General features: G+C 35.8%; 14 protein-coding genes and 2 tRNA genes. 7 read left to right on the plus strand and 9 right to left on the minus strand.

Annotation, left to right across the window (positions count from 1 at the left end; genetic code table 11):
* Positions 1 to 6: 6 nt before the first annotated feature.
* From AAIR98_RS06720 to AAIR98_RS06730, 3 genes are read left to right on the plus strand one after another with little or no spacing between them, the layout of a single operon-like run.
* Positions 7 to 768: a hypothetical protein gene (locus tag AAIR98_RS06720; RefSeq protein WP_423971430.1), complete on the plus strand. Its 762-nt coding sequence runs from the start codon at positions 7 to 9 to the stop codon at positions 766 to 768.
* Positions 743 to 1,402 carry an ATP-binding protein gene (locus AAIR98_RS06725; RefSeq protein ID WP_423971431.1) on the plus strand — a complete coding sequence of 220 codons (660 nt, stop codon included), beginning with the start codon at positions 743 to 745 and terminating at the stop codon, positions 1,400 to 1,402. Before AAIR98_RS06720 ends, AAIR98_RS06725 begins: the two co-directional genes overlap by 26 nt.
* A 1-nt stretch (position 1,403) precedes the next feature.
* Positions 1,404 to 2,561, plus strand: a complete 1,158-nt coding sequence (locus tag AAIR98_RS06730; RefSeq protein WP_423971432.1) for a tyrosine-type recombinase/integrase — start codon at positions 1,404 to 1,406, stop codon at positions 2,559 to 2,561.
* A 167-nt stretch (positions 2,562 to 2,728) separates the two neighbouring features.
* On the opposite strand, the gene AAIR98_RS06735 is transcribed toward AAIR98_RS06730, so the two are convergent.
* The 3 genes from AAIR98_RS06735 to AAIR98_RS06745 all read right to left on the minus strand — a co-directional run bounded on the left by AAIR98_RS06735 (position 2,729) and on the right by AAIR98_RS06745 (position 4,064).
* Positions 2,729 to 2,819: transfer RNA gene (locus tag AAIR98_RS06735), tRNA-Ser, on the minus strand.
* A gap of 143 nt (positions 2,820 to 2,962) precedes the next feature.
* Positions 2,963 to 3,244: a hemerythrin domain-containing protein gene (locus AAIR98_RS06740; RefSeq protein ID WP_423971433.1), complete on the minus strand. Its 282-nt coding sequence runs from the start codon at positions 3,242 to 3,244 to the stop codon at positions 2,963 to 2,965.
* Between the two features lie 346 nt (positions 3,245 to 3,590).
* Positions 3,591 to 4,064 (minus strand): PC4/YdbC family ssDNA-binding protein, encoded by a 474-nt coding sequence (locus AAIR98_RS06745; protein ID WP_423971434.1) that lies wholly within the window; start codon positions 4,062 to 4,064, stop codon positions 3,591 to 3,593.
* A 282-nt stretch (positions 4,065 to 4,346) separates the two neighbouring features.
* Here AAIR98_RS06745 and AAIR98_RS06750 point away from each other — a divergent pair.
* Positions 4,347 to 4,421, plus strand: a tRNA-Arg gene (locus tag AAIR98_RS06750).
* A gap of 305 nt (positions 4,422 to 4,726) precedes the next feature.
* Here the strand turns inward: AAIR98_RS06750 and AAIR98_RS06755 are convergent.
* Positions 4,727 to 5,641, minus strand: a complete 915-nt coding sequence (locus AAIR98_RS06755) for a Fic family protein (protein ID WP_423971435.1) — start codon at positions 5,639 to 5,641, stop codon at positions 4,727 to 4,729.
* A 168-nt stretch (positions 5,642 to 5,809) separates the two neighbouring features.
* On the opposite strand from AAIR98_RS06755, the gene tcmP reads away from it, so the two are divergent.
* Both tcmP and AAIR98_RS06765 read left to right on the plus strand, forming a co-directional pair.
* Positions 5,810 to 6,829, plus strand: coding sequence for a three-Cys-motif partner protein TcmP (gene tcmP / locus AAIR98_RS06760; protein ID WP_423971436.1), 1,020 nt, complete (start codon positions 5,810 to 5,812; stop codon positions 6,827 to 6,829).
* Positions 6,830 to 6,857: 28 nt separating this feature from the next.
* Complete coding sequence (locus AAIR98_RS06765) at positions 6,858 to 7,589, plus strand: DUF5131 family protein (RefSeq protein ID WP_423972040.1); 732 nt, start codon at positions 6,858 to 6,860, stop codon at positions 7,587 to 7,589.
* 12 nt (positions 7,590 to 7,601) lie between these two features.
* On the opposite strand, the gene AAIR98_RS06770 is transcribed toward AAIR98_RS06765, so the two are convergent.
* The 4 genes from AAIR98_RS06770 to AAIR98_RS06785 form a co-directional block, all read right to left on the minus strand.
* On the minus strand, positions 7,602 to 13,502 hold the full coding sequence (locus AAIR98_RS06770) for an alpha-2-macroglobulin family protein (RefSeq protein ID WP_423971437.1): 5,901 nt from the start codon (positions 13,500 to 13,502) through the stop codon (positions 7,602 to 7,604).
* A 558-nt stretch (positions 13,503 to 14,060) separates the two neighbouring features.
* Entirely contained in the window at positions 14,061 to 14,975 is a 915-nt protein-coding gene (locus AAIR98_RS06775; RefSeq protein ID WP_423971438.1) for a Fic family protein, read from the minus strand.
* 108 nt (positions 14,976 to 15,083) lie between these two features.
* The gene (locus AAIR98_RS06780; RefSeq protein ID WP_423971439.1) at positions 15,084 to 15,440 is read right to left on the minus strand and encodes a cyclophilin-like fold protein; all 357 of its coding nucleotides are present in this window, start codon (positions 15,438 to 15,440) and stop codon (positions 15,084 to 15,086) included.
* A 93-nt stretch (positions 15,441 to 15,533) separates the two neighbouring features.
* Positions 15,534 to 16,547 carry an alpha/beta hydrolase gene (locus tag AAIR98_RS06785; protein ID WP_423972041.1) on the minus strand — a complete coding sequence of 338 codons (1,014 nt, stop codon included), beginning with the start codon at positions 16,545 to 16,547 and terminating at the stop codon, positions 15,534 to 15,536.
* A gap of 115 nt (positions 16,548 to 16,662) precedes the next feature.
* Here AAIR98_RS06785 and AAIR98_RS06790 point away from each other — a divergent pair, with 115 nt between their 5' ends.
* The gene (locus AAIR98_RS06790; RefSeq protein WP_423971440.1) at positions 16,663 to 17,118 is read left to right on the plus strand and encodes a MerR family transcriptional regulator; all 456 of its coding nucleotides are present in this window, start codon (positions 16,663 to 16,665) and stop codon (positions 17,116 to 17,118) included.
* Between the two features lie 56 nt (positions 17,119 to 17,174).
* Here the strand turns inward: AAIR98_RS06790 and AAIR98_RS06795 are convergent, their stop codons facing one another.
* Positions 17,175 to 18,551, minus strand: a complete 1,377-nt coding sequence (locus AAIR98_RS06795) for a hypothetical protein (protein WP_423971441.1) — start codon at positions 18,549 to 18,551, stop codon at positions 17,175 to 17,177.
* Between the last annotated feature and the right edge of the window lie 13 nt (positions 18,552 to 18,564).

The following is an 18,564-nucleotide window of genomic DNA, read 5'->3' on the forward strand; positions in this document are numbered from 1 at the left end:
CAAGCTATGCCGACAGGGTACATAAAACTATATAGACAAATAGAAGATAATAAAGATATTTGGGAAGATAAAAATATTTTTAACTGTTTTACAAAACTTTTACTTGTTGTCAATAGAAATAACGGCGTATATGAAAGCGGAGTAAAACCGCTTGCCTTACGCCTGGGCCTTGGGTCGCGCAATACTCTAAAAAAGGCCTTAGATAAACTAAAAGAACTTGGGTGTGTAGAATACGCTGTAGTAGGTAATAAAACAAGAATTACTGTAACAAACTATTATATGTTCCAAAAAAATAAGTATTTAAAAAATGAACAGTCTTGTGTTCAAAAAACAAACACTTCCCCGCCATGTGATGTAGCAATAATTGAATACCACACTAAGCAAAATTTGAACAAAGACAGGTCAAAAAATAAACACCCCATAATAGGTATAGAAGAAATTAAAGATAAATTAACAAATAAAGAAACTAAAAAAGAGGCAAAAGTTCATAAATTAACTTTTGGAGAGTTCAACAATATAAAACTGACAGAAAAAGAATATTCAGCCCTTATCGGGATATATGGAGAGGAAAGAACAAACAGCGCCATAAACTATCTTTCCTCCTACAAAGAAGAAAAAGGTTATAAATCCAAAAACGATAATTTAACATTGCGCAGATGGGTATTTAGCGCTATAGATAAACAATTAAACGGAGGCAGCTATTATGCAGGAAAAGACTATAACAGAGAAAAAAATTTTAAATATGAAAGATTTGGCCGCAAAATATAATAATCTAATAAAACATTTTTGCCCAAAATGCGGGTATTACGCCTGCCAATGCGAACAGATTAAAAGAAACAAAGAATTGGCAATACAAGAAGAAGAGAGAGAAAAGGCCCGGCAAATAAAAAACTTAGGCGGGCTAAGAGCTTATGAAGACTTTAAAAAGGAAACTTTTCATAATAAGAAGCTGCTTTCCTGCCTCTCCGCCTTTCCCAAAGAAAACTTTTACCTTTGGGGCGCGGCGGGAACCGGTAAAACGCACGCCGCTACGGCGGTAATACGAAGTTTTTTACCAAAAGCCCGTGTTGTCCGCGCGTCGGAAATATCCCGAGAGTTGAGGGCCTGCCGTGATGGTGTGACGGAAAGAAAAATTATAGAAAAATTTTCGAAAGATATTTTTGTTTTTGATGATCTTGGGTCAGAAAAATACACAGACTTCCTAAATTACGCTTTATTTGAAATTTTAGACCTGCGCTGGCAGTATAAGCGGGGCGGGCTCATTATAACCAGCAACATGAGTATAAGCGCGCTTGGCGCTGTTATAGGAGACCGCAGCGCCAGCCGCATAGCCGGCCTTGTAGGCAGCCGCAATACAATTGAAGTAAGCGGCCAAGATTACCGGCTGAGTGAGGGAGAGTAAAATGAAAAGCGGAAACAGCGTATGCAAAATAAAAGGACACAACAAATACCGCGGGCGAATAATGATTAACAACCGCATATTCACCAAATACTTTTCTGAGAATAAACTTGAGTCAGAAAAGCAATGTAAAGCGTGGAAAGAATATTTAAAGTTACAGTTTAAAGAACGTTACGACGGCGCAAAGTCATGGATATTTTTTAGAACACATTTCTTAGAATGGTTAGGCCAAAATAAAAGTAAATATAACGACGCCTATAAAACCCGTACAATACAAGAATATATTTATGCCTTTGATAAAACAGAACAAATTTTATCTCCGCGCTATATGGCCGATATAACAATAAAAGAACTGGGAATATTAAAAACAGAGTTAGAAAAGGACGCCGTTTTAAAAAGAGTAGGGTTCTATGGCGCAAATAAAGTATTAATATGTTTTAAAGCAGCTATAAAATGGGGCATAGAGCGCGGCTATGTGCCTGACATGAGCCTGGGCGCCGTAAAATTACTGCAGGTTTCAAAAATAAAGGTAAAAATATTTACTCCTAAAGAAATAGAACTTATGCTTAAATACAGCCCGCCCAAATGGCGCGCGGCAATACTGTTAGGGTTTGACTCCGGCTGCCGCCCTGAAGAAGTGTATAATCTGCTTTTAAATAAGCTTGATTTGACAAACGGTTTTGCTTGGGTCTCCCCCAATAAAGAAGATAAACAAAACTCTATAACAAGCTGGACGCCTAAAGCCGGCAAAAGCCGTCTTATAAGACTAACGCCGCGCACTATAGATGAAATTAAAAAAATAGATTCTAAAAGCCTTTATTTAATTACCGACCGCTCCAATAAACCCTATAAGGATACTAACTTCTCTAACAGTTTTAAACAAAACCTTGAGAATATTAACAAGCAAATTGAGGAAAATGAAACCACGCCGGTTTTAATAAGAGGCACTTTTAAGCTCTTACGTAAATCCTATTGCACAACAAGACAAGGGGAAGGCGCGGCCTTAGAAGATATTTCTAACTCTATGGCGCATAATAATGAGGCAATTACCATAGAACATTATACAGATATGGAATATGCTCCTCTAAAAAATAAATCTATCGCAAGGCAAAAAGAACGCTTGAGAGCGCTGGATAAATACATGGTTGCTCTTAAATATTAGGCGGTGCCTAACGCGGTGCCTAGTAACGGTGTCAAAAACGGTGTTTAATAAAACAAATATTTTTATTTGACAGAGGGTTATAAAAACATACAAACCTTTACACAGCATGCACCAACAAGCTAAACAAAAACCCCGTTTCTCGATAGAGAACGGGGTTTATAATGAAACGGAGAGAGAGGGATTCGAACCCTCGGTACCCGAATTAACGAGTACAACGGTTTAGCAAACCGCCGCTTTCGACCACTCAGCCATCTCTCCTTAAAGGGGGTTACATAGGTCTAATTAAAACTACAAGTCTTATTATATCAAATTTTAATTTTAAGACATAGAAGATTATTTTCTACGCCACAAAAAAAACGCGCCACAACTATACCAAGCACGTATATACGCTAAAAAATATATTATTTTTTATGACGGAGAACATAGGCCGCCATCTTAAAATCCTCCCCTTTGATATGATTTTTAAGCCAACTGGCTAAAGCGGTTATAACCTCGGCCATAAGCTCATTATCATAGCCTTCTTTATTAAGACGCGTAACAAACCCGCCAACAACCCGCTTAAACTCATCATGATAAGATTTATGCACTAAATAATCAGCGTAATCGTTCTCTTTTTGCAATCTTTCCTCGTCCTCAAAGTGTTTGACGGTATAGGCCACTAAAAACTCAAGCGTTTTAGCCAAAACTTCCTACCCGCGGTTTTCTTCAAACGCGGTTTGAAGCTCGTTAAGAGTTTCTATAAGTAGTTTATGCTGCCGGTCTACCTGCTTGTGCCCTGTTTCCAAAATGGCACTCCATTCATACTTCATAATTCCCCCTTAAAGGTAGTTTAAAACTGTTTTCCCACTTATACGTATATGCATGTAAAACAATATTTAAGTGATTACATAAGCTAACGTTCTTCTACTAAAAAAGCGCCGCTAAAACAACCCGCGGCGCTTTACTATTATATTACAACCTTTAGGCACTCTGGCCTACTTATCTCGCGTCTTGCTTAGGGTACCCTAAGACGCACTTCAACCCCAACTGCTATTTCTTCTCTTGTGGTTTTTGGGCGAAATATTCAACCATATCTTTAAATAGCTTTTTAATCTCCCCCATCTTATTGAGCGGAAGCCTGATACCCTTTTTTGTCCACCCTGTATAAATATCATCTTCTTGCCATTGTCTTAAATCCAAACCTCTGGCGCCTTTAAAAGAGCTTATCCTGGCAATCACGCTCATCCCCGGGCGTTTGGCAAATTTGCCAAGCTCAATATCATCAACTTTTGTTGCGTCATCGGGCAGCTTTTCAAGCGCGCTGGCAACACCCTTTATAATCTCAGGCGTCATTGTAATACCCGCCCTTGTAGCGCCGCTGTAAGAGTCTGACTTTAAGTACTTTCTTATAGAGGCATATCTGTAGCCCCTGTAAGCGTCTATGGAAAATTTGACCTCTTCCATATTATCATCCGAAAAAATTGACCCGACATGCTGCAATATCATAAAGCTGCTTTCTGTCATACCGCACCCTCCGCCTTTATTAACCACCACTGGATAGATATTTATATATTACATTATAATAATTGTATTAAATATTATTGTAATGATTATTAAAGGGAAAATCAAGACCTAAATTTGGTTAGTGTTTAGAATGCGCTTTGGACAGCCGGACAGTGATTTGCGCTAATTATACGGCAATGTTTTTCTTCTCAAAAAATATTTCTCCTCTGTAAAACATATTTTTTTAAAATTAATTATGAAAATTTATGTTATTTTGCTAAAATATAAATATTCAAGATTTACGCGCCCATAGCACAATGGATAGTGCACTTCCCTGCGAAGGAAGGGATACAAGTTCGATTCCTGTTGGGCGCACCATCTAAAACGTCGTCGGTATACCGACGACGTTTTTTATTTGTCTCAAAAATTTCCTCGTCGACGTTTCGTCTAAAAAACCAGAGTCACCGTCTTGTATGGCTTATGCAAGGGTCAAAATATCGCTTTTTACCGTCGAATCTATACCTTGCCCAATTTCGCAGAGTCACAACTTGTGCATGGTTTTAAATATTGACAACTGTGCACTAAATCAGATTTTGACATAACAGGAATCGAACTTCTATCCCCAACACAAAAACAGCGGTTTAACCATAAGTTAAACCGCTGTTTTTTACTATTAAAAAGCATTATTTCTTTTTTATTTCACTGACTTGTTCGGGCAAAAACAGCATATAATCGCCCTGTGTTTTTGATACAGGCTTTATCTTACCGACACGCAGATAATAGCGAATCGTTGAAACAGGCAGACCAGCCGCCTTTGCAAATTCACTTATCTTCATAAGTTTATTATGCTGCACGTCAGGTTTGCTATTATCAAACATATCAATGTAAGTATCTATCGTGCGTTCAAAAGCCTTGAACATGAAGTTATTATATTGCTCCAAACTTTCCGTTAGCTGGCCTTTTTCTATAGAATTGATATATTGCTTTCTGTCACGCGGCCTGATGATTATGGGCCAATAGCCACCCTTTAAAAGAATTAAGTTCATCAGCAATCTGCCTACGCGCCCGTTGCCATCGATAAACGGATGGATAGATACAAATTTAAAATGCGCATCTAAAGCCATCTCAGGCACAGATAAATCCTTAGAGTTTATATGCTTAACAAACTTTTCCATCAAATCAGGCACCTTTAATGGATTAGGCATTATAACCGTTGATCCAGATATTCTTACTCGCACAGTTCTGTATCTTCCGGCATATTCTTCATTAATGCCTTTAAGAACTTCTTTATGGATTTTGAGAATATCGTTTTCCGAAATATCCTCTTTCTTAGAAGCAAGCTCTAAAACCAACTTAAAAGCGTCAGCATGGTTTGTGGCCTCTATGTAATCTTTTATCGGCTTTTCGGCAGTAGTAATACCTTCTGTAATTGCCATTTCGGTTTCATGGCGCGTCAAAGTATTACCTTCAATATGGTTTGAGGTATAGGTAAGTTCAGTAAGAAGCCATTTTTTTAGCTCTTCTTTAGCCTGCGAATTACGCAGTATTTTGCTCAACTGCTTATTCTTTTTAATAATATTTTCTAAAATCCAATTCATAAATACCTCTAAAATAGATGTATAGTTTGTCTATAATTTAACTATACACTATAAACACCGAAGAGTCAAGCCCCACAGTTTCTATATTTTTATAATTATTTGACATTAGATATATTTGTGTGTATAATATCATTCGGAGAAGCCGTCATTAATGACTTTGGAGTTCCTATGAACGGCAAAATGTTTTTTAAGAAACAGAGCAATGTTACGTTTCTTAAAACATTAATTTATGAAAAATATATAAGCAGTTATCTATCACGAATGCTGACGCAGACTAAAAAGATTTACATTGCAGATCTCTGTTGCGGCAGCGGCAAAAACGCTAAAAACAACGGTAGTCCTTTAATCCTAATTGATATCATCAAAGATTTATTTAAGAGAAACAAACTTTTGTGTAGCACCTTAGAAATTGAAGTAATTTTTAATGATTCAAACAAAGATTTAATTAAAACCCTCAAATGGCGTATATCGCAAGAAGACCTTCCGCCAAACGCAAAAATCACCTTTTACTGCAGTAAATATGAAGTGCTTATCAAAAAGATTGTTCCCGCTATGGAAGCAGATAGTTATAAATTTTTCTTTTTAGATACATTTTATTACACCCAAATATCGCTTGAAAACCTAAAAACTATTTTAAATGCCGGGAATGCTGAAATTTTATTGTTCTTTCCTATAGCACACATGTTCCGCTTTTCCAATTACTACACTTTTAAAGGAAAAGGGCGAGAGTTTTTTGAAACATATACTACAAAAGGCTGCTATAGATATAAGACGGTTTATGATTTTACAGAATCCATAAGAAAGAAGTTGTCTTCACAGTTAAAAACAAAGTGGGTTAGAGATATACTTTTAAAGGATTCTAATAGAATAAATGGCTTGTTTCTTATAAGCGAACAGCAAGAATCTATGGTTGCAATAAACAATATTTTCTGGAATTATACGGGAAACGGCCTGGATATTTCTATAGATAATTATTCGAAATACGATCTTCCGATAACAAATAGAACTATTGAAGCAAAAAAGATACTTTCTTCCTTTAAAAATGCTTTGATTGATAAAATTGCTAAAGGCACTAAAGATTTAAAGACATTTGCAGCACTTAAGAAAATATCTTGCACCCACCTAAAAACTGTTTTAAATGATTTGCTTGCGGCGGAAAAAATAAAAAAGAATGTTTTATTGGGATAACAAACAACAAATATTAGTAAAATATGGCATGGCAAACTCTTCTAAAATTGGCTGGACTGAAGCCACTTGGAATCCTGTAACCGGTTGCAGCAAAAGATCAGACGGCTGTAAAAATTGCTATGCGGAGCGTGTGGCATATAGGCTTAAAACACTTGGGACAACACATTATAAAAATGGGTTTGAGGTTACAGAGCACTCAAGCTCACTTTCTATCCCGCTTAAATGGAAGAAAACAAAAACAATTTTTGTTTGTTCAATGAGTGATCTTTTTCATGAAAAAGTTTCAAAAGGATTTATTTTAAAAGTTTTTGATGTAATGAATAAAGCTCACTGGCACAAGTTTCTAGTCCTCACAAAACGCCCGGAACGCCTGTTGGAACTGGATAAAGAACTGCCTTGGTCTCCCAATATTATAATGGGTGTTACTGTAGAGAGCGATAAGTATACAAACAGAATTGATTTGCTGAAAAAGTGTGGCGCCAATGCGAGGTTTTTATCTCTCGAACCATTAATTTCCCCACTACCCAATCTTGATTTGTCAGGCATAGATTGGGTAATTGTTGGCGGAGAAAGCGGCCGCTATGCTAGGCCAATGCAGGAAGAATGGGTTTTGAATATAAAACAACAATGCTCAGAACAAAGCATACCTTTCTTTTTTGAGCAATGGAGCGGATTTAACAAACACAATAGCGGCAACCTTTTACAAGGTAAAATTTGCCATGAATATCCTGCTATATTACAAACTGACACTCTATTCTAAAATCTAAAAGAACTATTTACCTTGAACAGTAAAAACTCCTTTATCGTTTGTGGACAACATTACCATAGGTAGCGCTTCTAAAGTTAAAGATATTGACGGAGAGCTAAAATTTCCCGCCATAGATGGTTTTAAAATATATTTTATAGTCTTTTCTCCGTTAATATCGCCCTTAATATTTAAAACAATTTTATCAGGAGCACTATAATCCTTATCTATGCTATAGCCAATATCTTCCTCTTTATAATCAAAAGAAGATATCCGGGGTATTTCAACGATCATATTTCTTATTCTAAAAGGTGTTGCTATAACAATATGCATCTCCAATTCTTCATCTAAGGAAATCACATCATCTTTGGAGAACTCTTTAAGTTTGTAATTGGCCCCTTCTAAATAGCGTCTATAGTACACTCTTTTAATATTAAAAACGTCGCTACTTTTTGCCTCAATGTTTTGCGGATTATCCAAATAAGACAAATATGCTCTGCCTAAAGGATTCTTAGAAAGGTTCAGAATATCTATCTGTGCTTTATTTATACTCTCTTGAAGCTCAATCTCTTCAAAGTGATATTTGTCATCACCCTCCAAAGAAAAGTTCTTAAGTTCTTCGCCATTAACGCTAAATTCTATTTTACCAGAATTAAAATTTTTAACTTTAGACTGCTCTAATATTACAATAAGAGCAGCAAGCGCTTCGTCATCATGCATAAAACTCAATTTTGGCCTTAATACTATACTGCGAACGATATTGGCGGACTCCTCTATATATTCCCCTCCTAAAGAACTCAAAATATCTATTAACAAGATTGATGTTACCTCTGGAGACCTGTCTAAAATACTGGACTTCATTTTATTATAATTTTCCTCAATATGATCACCAAGGAAATAATCTTTTTTGATATATTTTGAAAATTTATCAAGATAATGAAGAGTCATCTTCCTATCTCCTTTCATATGATAGAAATAGGCAAGATAGGCATTTTCATAAGGATTTACTTCCCCCTCATAAGAATCCATATATTTATACAGATATTCAATTAATTCATGCCCTGTAAAAAAAGTACCTTTAGAAACATCCGAGCCATAAGATTCAATCTTTTCATTTAGTCTCTTCTTATCATATGATAATAATGGATATTGTTTTAATATAACCTTTGATACATTAGGAGAGTCATATTTAAATTTCTTTCCATTCTCTTTATCCTTTAATCTTTGGGTCTCATAGAACGCATTTTTAGCTAAAATCGGATATAGCTTGTCTTTCATCTCTAGAAGTCGCTTATCTTCGGTTATTTTATAAGTTTTTGTCAGCAATAGAGGATATCTTTCACTAAAAGAATAATAGATGCTGGCCCCCTTTACCTTATCGTTAAATTTGGAATAAGCCGCTTCTTTCATTTCTTTAAGTTCTGCTTTAGTTGCTAAAGGACCAAGATAATTTTTCGGGGTATATTCGTCTCTCCAATTTTTTTCCGATTCTTTTCTTGCAAGTTGGTTTTTAGCATATATATCTGGATTATTATTATATACATACTCCAATAACACCGCTTTAATATAAGTATCCATATATCCATCTACCTTTTCTTCATCAGAGCGGTAGCCCTCTTTTATATTATTCAGTCCAGGTTCCAATATATTAAAATCAAGGTCTAAATATATTTTTTCAATTCCTTCTAGTAATTCCGTGGATATAGTGTTTTTACCAGGTGCAATAGATTGAACTATTGTATTAACAATTGTTATCTCGTTAGACTTAACAGGAATAATCCTAGTTACAACCTCTTGGAATTTATCTTTTATTATAGTAGCCCTAAATTCTAAATCTTCCTCTGTATTCGCTATAATTGAGTACGGAATTACTTGAGAAGATTTTGCTTTAATTGAGTATTGCTGTTTTAAAATTTGTTGATAGCCAGCCTTTGTCTTCTGCTCCAAAAGAAGTTCTACCAATAAAGACTTCTCAGTATTATTAGTAATCGGCACCATAATGCTGCCTATATCTCCCATTCGTAAAAATAATGGAGAAATAATATCAAAACTCAATTCCTTAACAACTCCGAATTCAGAAGAGGTATACCCTGTGTTGTCCGAGGCATCAGCAAAGTCAGCTAAAATTTTCCAATTTGCTGTAGCATTCGGCAATTCAAAAGAAAAATATGCTTTACCTGCTGTTGTTTTAAGGTCAGGATAAAAAGTAATAGAATCCTTTACACTATCTTTCAAAAGGCCGCCGTAAGAAAATTTTTTCTTAGAGGAATAATTTGAATCTGACATATCAGAATCTTTTCTTCGGCTGAAACTTTCTGAGTCTGCAGGTCCAGCCATACTATAATGCAAAACTGGATCTTCTTTCTTTTTAATATAGAAATCTCTTGCAAAGTTTACGGCATTGAGATATAAGGAAATATTCTCTCTCTTAGGATAGTCGTAAAAATACAAAGATTCAGGCAAATTAAAATCTTCTTTATTTTCATATGAGAAAGAGGTTCTGTATCCATTTCCAAAATACCTCATTGGAGATAATGACACATCATGTTTTTCGTGCATGTTTACCGAAGAAATCCTATCTAAATCAGTATTATAAACTCGTATCAACATTTCACCATCTGCCGGCAAAGGACCTTCCTCAACAAATACTTCACCATTTACAACTCCCCCAGGCATATAATTACTGAAGAGGTTAAGTTCAAGGTTAACGTTCCTTTTAGGTTTTTCTACAGTAAACCAGCCGGAAGATTTATATATTTTATAATCATTTACAGAAAACCAATTTAAGGAGTAATCAGATTTATAATTTACATCTTTCTTAAATTTGGCCAAATAAAGCCCCTTTGCTTTTAAAGTAAGAAACTCCTCCTTAAAATCCGCCTGCATCAGCCCAACAAAGATATCCCCAGAAACAAAACTACTACCTAACAAAATTTCCACCTCCTGACCTGATGTGTAGTTATTATATTCAGGAATAGTTATTGAAGGTAAGTATATATCTTTCATGTTATCAGGATCAATTACTATAAAAATATGTTCGGATATATCTTTACCTGCCTCCACTTTAAGCCTATAAATACCGCTTTTAATATTTTTTAAATTTAATTTAAAGTATTTCCCGTTTTTGAATTTTACCTTCTTGCTGTAAATTTCCTCAACTGCTTTGGCTGAGGCAAATAGTTTTTGCAAATCACCGTCAGTATCACCGGATACTTGCTCGGGTATATTTTCAAGCCTTGAAACAGTAGTTTTAGCAACAATGTCATACGACAGATCATTTACTGTAGCGGCAGATAAAACAAACTCAATATCATCGCCTTTTTTATAATAATTTTTATCATAGTTAAGATTAAAAAATGTGGCTCTATCACTGGCAAGGATATATTTTTCGCCTGTCGCCTCTCCAAAAAGATCATTTTCGGCGCGGGTTTCTATTTTATATTCCATAATGCGCCCGGCTTGGTTAAAGGAATAATCTTTTTCTTTTCCTTTACGGTACCACTCCTCAGGAACAACAACTGTTTTAAAATCAATTTTAAATTCCGATTTCCTATTAACCTCTGCAGTACCAGTACTTACCAACTGAAATCTATTAGGGTACATATGCGCATTCAACTCATAGTCTCTTACATAAATACTATAAGAAACCTTGCTGTCCGGTACTTGGCGTCCGTTATAATCCTTTATATTTCCGTTTAGTGTAATATTGCCATTCAGGAGTGGAACCTTTTTATAATCATCTATCTGCACATAAAAATCAGAAACTTGATATGGTTTGACTTCAATACGCTCATAAATATTGCTGTCTCCATAAAATATCCTTAATGTATACTCCCCCATATCATCCAATAAGAAGGTTGCGTTAGCCGAGCCAAATTCATTTAAAGAAAGCTCTTTTTCATCTTTAATATTACTCCAACCTTTAAGTAACTGGACTTTTAACTTATCATCTGATATAGGTGCTTTTAACCCGTTAAGAGTTTTTTCCAATACTTTAAGCCTTACCTTAAGTTCATCATTTTGCTTATATATGGGCTTATCTTTCAATACTGAAATAAGGTATCTGTTAAAAGGGTTTCTATAACTAAACTTTATAGGGTGAGATATCAGTGCATGCGCCCCGTCTTTCTCCACTTCGGGAAGTAAAGATACCCCATCTTTAAGAGTGTTTAACGGAAGCTTAACTTCAAAAGGCATTTTATCAAGATCTTTAATTTGTTTTTTCCCATTCTCAGATGGATTTGAAAGTTCGTATTTTAAAGTCCCCTCATTTAAAAGAGAACCTGTTGCAATATCTAAAGGGTAAATAGTAAAAATTCCCGGTTCAGGATTTTCTTCCTTAACATAAGCGCTATATGCATCTTGTACAGACATATTTATACCGCTTGTTACAATTAACGCTATGTCTGTAATGTTTATATAAATGCCACTCTGTGGTTGTTCATTGAGGACACTGCGGTTTGTGGTAAGACAATTTCTATATCTATAATCTCCTAAAAAGGAATCATCATCTTTTTCTGTTTTTTCACAAATAGGAAGAATATATTTTTTGATAAACTCTTTTTCTTCTTCTATATAGTCCACCGTTACAGCTTTAAGATAATAAAATCCTTTATCAGTTATCGGATCTATAGTAATTTCAGATTTAGAGGCACTTTCATCCTCCTCAGGCTCATAATACCACTCTCTGACAGGTTGCCCATATCCTCCGTTAGATAAAATACCAGAAACATACTTATCATTTCTTTTGGTGAAAGAATATGGATTAACTCCCACTCCAAGGTTAATTTTATAGAGCTGTAACTTTGTTCTTCTATTAGAGGAAAACTTAACATCAAAAGGAACATTAGGTTTTTGTTCCATAGTAGCCATTGCGCCCATATGAACATATGGCCTAAAATTATCATAAATTATACTTTTGCAACCATAAAGTTCAGAGATATCCCCATAACTATCCACAAGATCTTTACAAATTAGTATCTTATCTTTGCTGCTAATAGATTTCGCTTTTGAAAGAAGAGGCAAATATTTAAAAATCAGCTCAGCTTTATTTACAGAGAAGCCAATATTGTCTTTATTAAAATTTATTCTGCCCGAATCCCTTGCTGCAAGTAACGAATCTGCTATATCTTTATACTCTTGTTTTATAATTTCTTTTAAGTTCGAATTATTTTCAAGAGGGTTATCATATTTGAGAGAGAGTAAAACTCTTTCAACACCAAAATAATCCATTTCATCATCTGTTGCTGAATGTAGCATATAGTCTAATACATATAATTTTTTATCAAAGGAGAGTTCTTTTGTAAATTTAGGAGCATAAGAGGAATCATTTATCCTAACCAAATTATCGTAATTTCCTAAAGATTCGCGCATTCCCCATACATATACCGCAGCGTTCAAAACATATTGTAATGATTTTTTAGAAATATCATTATCCGAAGGCACAACAAACCTAACCTTACTTGCCGGTACATTTCTTAACGTTTCTTTATTTTTCCAAATATTATTAAACGCAATTTCAAACTCCGCTTCTGCATTATTTTTATCAATAAATAAGAAAGGAGGTTTCTGTGAATTGGTTAGACCGGCTTTTATAGTAGTATCTTCCACTTCTTCTTTAATAGCATTCTCTTTTATTGGAACAAATAGATTATTTTTCTCATCTTCATTAGCAATCCAGTCTTCTTTATAGTCATAACTTTTTAGAATTTCCAAATAAAAATCCATTTTAAACAAATTTAACTTAGCCGCCTCTATTGCATCTTTAGGATTAGAAATTTTTTGCAGTTTCCTATATGCAGATTCATACTGCTTATTAGACAAATTCTCTTGAATATCCTTTATAGCAATATCAACAGATGATGTTTGGGCAAACAAAGAAGATGCTAAGATAAACAAACTAAAAACAAACAAAGATATTTTTTTCATATACCCCTCAAAGAAATACTAAATATATATTAATTTTATACAAAATTATAGGCCTTTAGCCTTTTGACATTCATTAATTTCTCGCACATTAACTATAAACTATATTTCCCCGCTAATCAAGTCTTAGTAAAATAGACTTGACTTCCTGCCCAAAGTAAGGCTAAATGTGTATGGTAGAATGAAAAATTTAAAACCCCTCGGACGAGGGGCATTGATCCTGAGGATACAAGTTCGATTCCTGTTAAAAGCACCATCTAAAACGTCGTCGGTATACCGACGACGTTTTTTGTTTGTCTTAAAATATCCCTCGTCGACGTTTCGTCTAAAAAATCAGAGTCTCCGTTTTGTATCGCTTATACAAGGGGAAAAATACGCCCTTTTATCGTCGAACCTATACCTTGCCCAATTTCGCAGAGTCACAACTTGTTCACAGTTGACTATATTAGCAACTGTACACTAAATGCGATTTTGACACAACAGGAATCGAACTTCTATCCCTAACGTAAAAACAGCGGTTTAACCATAAGTTAAACCGCTGTTTTTCGCTATTAAAAAATATTATTTCTTTTTTATTGCGCTGATTTGTTCAGATGAGAACAACATATAATCGCCTTGTGTCTTTGATACAGGCTTCAATTTACCAGCACGCAGGTAATAGCGAATTGTTGAAACAGGCACTCCCGCCGCTTTGGCAAATTGGCTTATCTTCATAAGTTTATTATGCTGTATGTCAGGCTTACTGTTATCAAACATATCAATGTAAGTATCTATCGTGCGTTCAAAAGCCTTGAACATAAAGCTATTATATTGCTCCAAACTTTCCGTTAGCTGGCCTTTTTCAATAGAGTTGACATATTGTTTCCTATCTCTAGGTCTGATAATTATAGGCCAGTAGCCGCCCTTCAAAAGTATCAAGTTCATAAGCAATCTACCTACACGCCCGTTACCATCGATAAACGGGTGGATAGATACAAACTTGAAATGTGCTTCCAAGGCCATCTGAGGCACAGATATTTCCTTAGAGTTTATATATTTAACAAACTCTTTCATTAAATCAGGCACCTTCAATGGATTAGGCATAACTACTGTTGAGCCTGATATTCTAACACGCACAGTTCTATGCCTGCCGGCATATTCTTCATTTATGCCTTTTAATACTTCTTTGTGGATTTTCAGGATATCATTTTCAATTATATCCTCTTTTTTACATGCAAGCTCTAAAACCAGCTTAAAAGCATCAGCATGGTTAGTGGCCTCCATATAATCCTTTATCGGCTTTTCGGCAGTAGTAATACCTTTAGTAATTGCCATTTCGGTTTCATGGCGCGTTAAAGTATTACCTTCAATATGGTTTGAGGTATAGGCAAGTTCAGTAAGAAGCCATTTTTTAAGTTCTTCTTTGGCCTGCGGGTTGCGCAATATTTTGTTCAACTGTTTGTTCTTCTTAATAATATTCTCTAAAATCCAGTTCATAAAAAATTCCTAAATAGATGTATAGTTTGCCTATAACACAACTATACACTATAAACACCAAGGAGTCAAGTTCTATTTTTTTGAAAATATTTACCTACAACCTCCTTTTTAATTATTTTCAACCCTTTCAATTCGTATCGTAAAATCATTTTCTGCTTTTTCAAATTTATTCAAACCGTTTGCAACATGACCAATAATAAGCCCGTCTGCATAAGGCGCGTCTTTATAAAATATCGCTATATTTCCCCAGGGGGCATAATATGCAATATCACCCGCTTTTGGTTTTGCACCGGACGGCGCCCCTTCAGTAGAGAGGCGGCTTGGCAGATTGAATATCTTTTCTTTTTGGGCATAATCCGTTAATGTCACCTCTTGGGGTAATAATGCTAAAAAATCCCGAGCAGTTTTAGTATTATTCATGGCAGCGCTCAGAACATTTTCTCCCAAAATAAATTTTATTTGCATTTCTCCTCCGCTTGTATCTGCGGCCGCTCCTTGACATGCAAGGAGCGCGCAGACAAATATTGTAGTAAGCAGATATAATTTTTTCATAAGCAATTATTTCAGATTTTTATTAAAAAATTCTTCAATTTTGTCAAATGGGATTTTATCCATACCGTCATATAAATCCACATGATTTGCATTTGGAATAATCAAAAGCTCTTTATTATCACCTTGCAGCTTTTTGAATGCATCCTCGCTGAAATAACGGCTGTGAGCCTGCTCTCCGTGAATAAGAAGAACAGCGTTTTTAATCTCCCCAGAATAAGACAAAATAGGCATATTAATAAAAGAAAGAGCAGATGTCATGTTCCACCCGGAGGTTGAGTTGATTGAACGTTTGTGATAGCCGCGTTTTGTTTTATAGTAACCAAAATAGTCTTTAACAAACTGGGGCTCATCCCCGGTTAGACTGTCAGGCAGTCCTGCCGCTACAGCATAGGTTCCGTTTTTAGCGTCTTTAGTGCGCTGGGCATTAAGAGTTTGGCGCAGTTTATAACGCTCTTCCCCGTCCATAGCGTCAAAATAACCGTTTGCGTTAACGCGGCTCATATCATACATAGTGGAAGTAACCGTTGCCTTGATCCTTGTATCCATAGCCGCTGCGTTTAATCCCATTCCGCCAAAACCGCAAATGCCGATAATAGCAATTTTATCAGGATTAACATCAGGCTGAATGCTTAAAAAATCTACAGCCGCGCTGAAATCCTCACTGTTTATATCGGGAGAGGCGACATGACGCGGACTTCCTTTACTTTCCCCCGTAAAAGACGGGTCAAATGCCAAGGTAATAAATCCTTTTTCAGCCATTGTTTGGGCATACAACCCGGACGCCTGCTCTTTAACTGCGCCAAACGGGCCTGATACGGCAATCGCCGCCAAAGGCCTGCTTTCTTTATTTTTAGGTATGTATATATTACCCGCAAGTTCCACACCGTAGCGGTTTTTAAAGCTGACTTTTTTGACATCCACTTTATCACTTTTTGCAAATACTTTATCCCAGCTCTTATTTTGGCAGAACTTCCATGCCGCTACAGCGGCAAGCAGACAGACTACAATTGTTACAGCCATTATTTTCATAACATTCTCCTTTTTGTTTATATAATAATAGTATAAACCTTAGAGTTAACTCTAAGTCAAGCCCTGTTTTAAATTTATGCTACAATTTGTTTAATCGGAGGAATTTATGCAATATACTATAGCCCAGGTAGCTGAGAGATACGGTGTGTCAACACATACACTGCGATATTATGATAAAGAAGGGCTTTTGCCTTTTGTAGACAGAACTGAAAGCGGAATTCGCAATTTTAAAGAGAGCGATTTTGAGTGGCTTTCCATAATTACCTGTCTTAAAGAAACAGGTATGCCCGTAAAAAAAATAAAAGAGTTTATCGACCTGTGCATGCAAGGCCAGCGCAGCGTAGACAAACGCCTAAACTTGTTTAAAGAACAGAAACAAGAGGTGGAAGAGCAAATAAAAACCTTACAAAAGCATTTAGATAAAATAAATTTTAAGATATGGTACTACTCTACGGCACAAAAAGAAGGGCTTGAAGCTGTACATAAAAAGAAAAAATATAGAGATGAAGTTAAAAAAGATATTGAGGCTAAAACAAAAATTCTTACCAAAATGGCTAAATAGTAAATCCCCGGGGTTAAGCCCGGGGATTTACTTCTAAATATGTTTACTCCTGTCTCCTACATAGCCATTAGCAATAGGACCAACAATACTAAAAACACCATTGCAAGCAGCAACTTAGTTAAGGCCAAGTGTTTTTTTAGAAAATCGTTAAAACCTTTGGACTCATAACCAAGCAGCGTAAGCACAAATACTACTATCAGCGGCACTATAAACATTAAGTTGTAAATCAACAAATATGCAACTGCACGCCAAAAATGAGCGTCCGCCTCTTTTAGTATCAACACTATTGTAGGTAAATATACCTGCCCTGTGCAGACAGCCTCTACTAAAGAGACTACAAAACCAACAGCGACGGAGGCCATTATAAGGCGCGGAGTGCTTTTTTCTTTGTCTTTAAGGAAAAAGCGCATTACTTTGTGGATATATTCTTTATAACTTTTGGGCAGTTGCAATATTATTTTGTCCGCACGGCCTGTTATCTTATAGGCTAATAAATCATAAACGCTAAGCAAGAAAAAGATGCCGCACAAAATAATAGTAAGCCACTTAAAAGCTACAATAACATAATAAAAAGAGCCCATAGCATATAAGAAATTAAACAGGCCAAGCCCCATCAAAATATATGCTACAAAGACTGAAGCGCAGTAGCATATACCTACAATGAGAATTTCCCGCTTTTCATATTTGTAAACCGCAAGGAAAGATATAAAAAATACTATAACGGCAAATGCGCACGGATTTATGCCGTCCACAAGGCCCGCGCCTACAATCGCCCACAGCGTGATACTTTCAAAGATACTTTTTGTTGTTGAAGGCCCATTTTCTTTAACAGATTCCAACGGCGAAACATTTTGAGAAGAGTCTTCGTGTATTATAATTTCCTCTTTGGGCGCAACGGGCAGAGGCTCCTCTTTCTTTATTTCCTTTTTAGGCTCAGCCTTTTTTTCAACTTTAGCCACAGTAGTTTTCTTTGCGGGGGTAAGCTCTTTTTTTACAGGTTCTTGTTGGGGCTCAGGTGCGGCAATGGCGAGTTTTCTTACTCTTGTCTTTTGGCCTTTTGCTATAGCATCGTCTAAAGCCATTTGCGCGGTATTACCTATTTGGTAAGGATAGCCTAAAAAGTAATGGTCCCCTATAACCATAGCAGGCACACCTGAGGACTGTTGCTTGTACTCTTTCACAGCGTCATAAAATATGCCATTTTTGCCTTCTTCAAAGATATTGTGCTCTATAAAGTTTATTCGGTCCTTGTTTGCTTCTATAAAGCTTGGAATAAACTCCGCCATACATCTTTTGCAATATCCGCAATAAGGTGATGTAAAGAACACTACATCTATTTTCTCCTGCTCAGCAAAGGCCGCATTATCTTGCGCCATACAAGGCAAAATAAGACAAAGCGCCGCCATGCTGATAAAAATAAATTTTTTTATCATATTATCTCCTATA

The sequence above is a fragment of the Elusimicrobium simillimum genome (genome assembly GCF_049639735.1).
Classification (GTDB): Bacteria; Elusimicrobiota; Elusimicrobia; order Elusimicrobiales; family Elusimicrobiaceae; genus Elusimicrobium; species Elusimicrobium simillimum.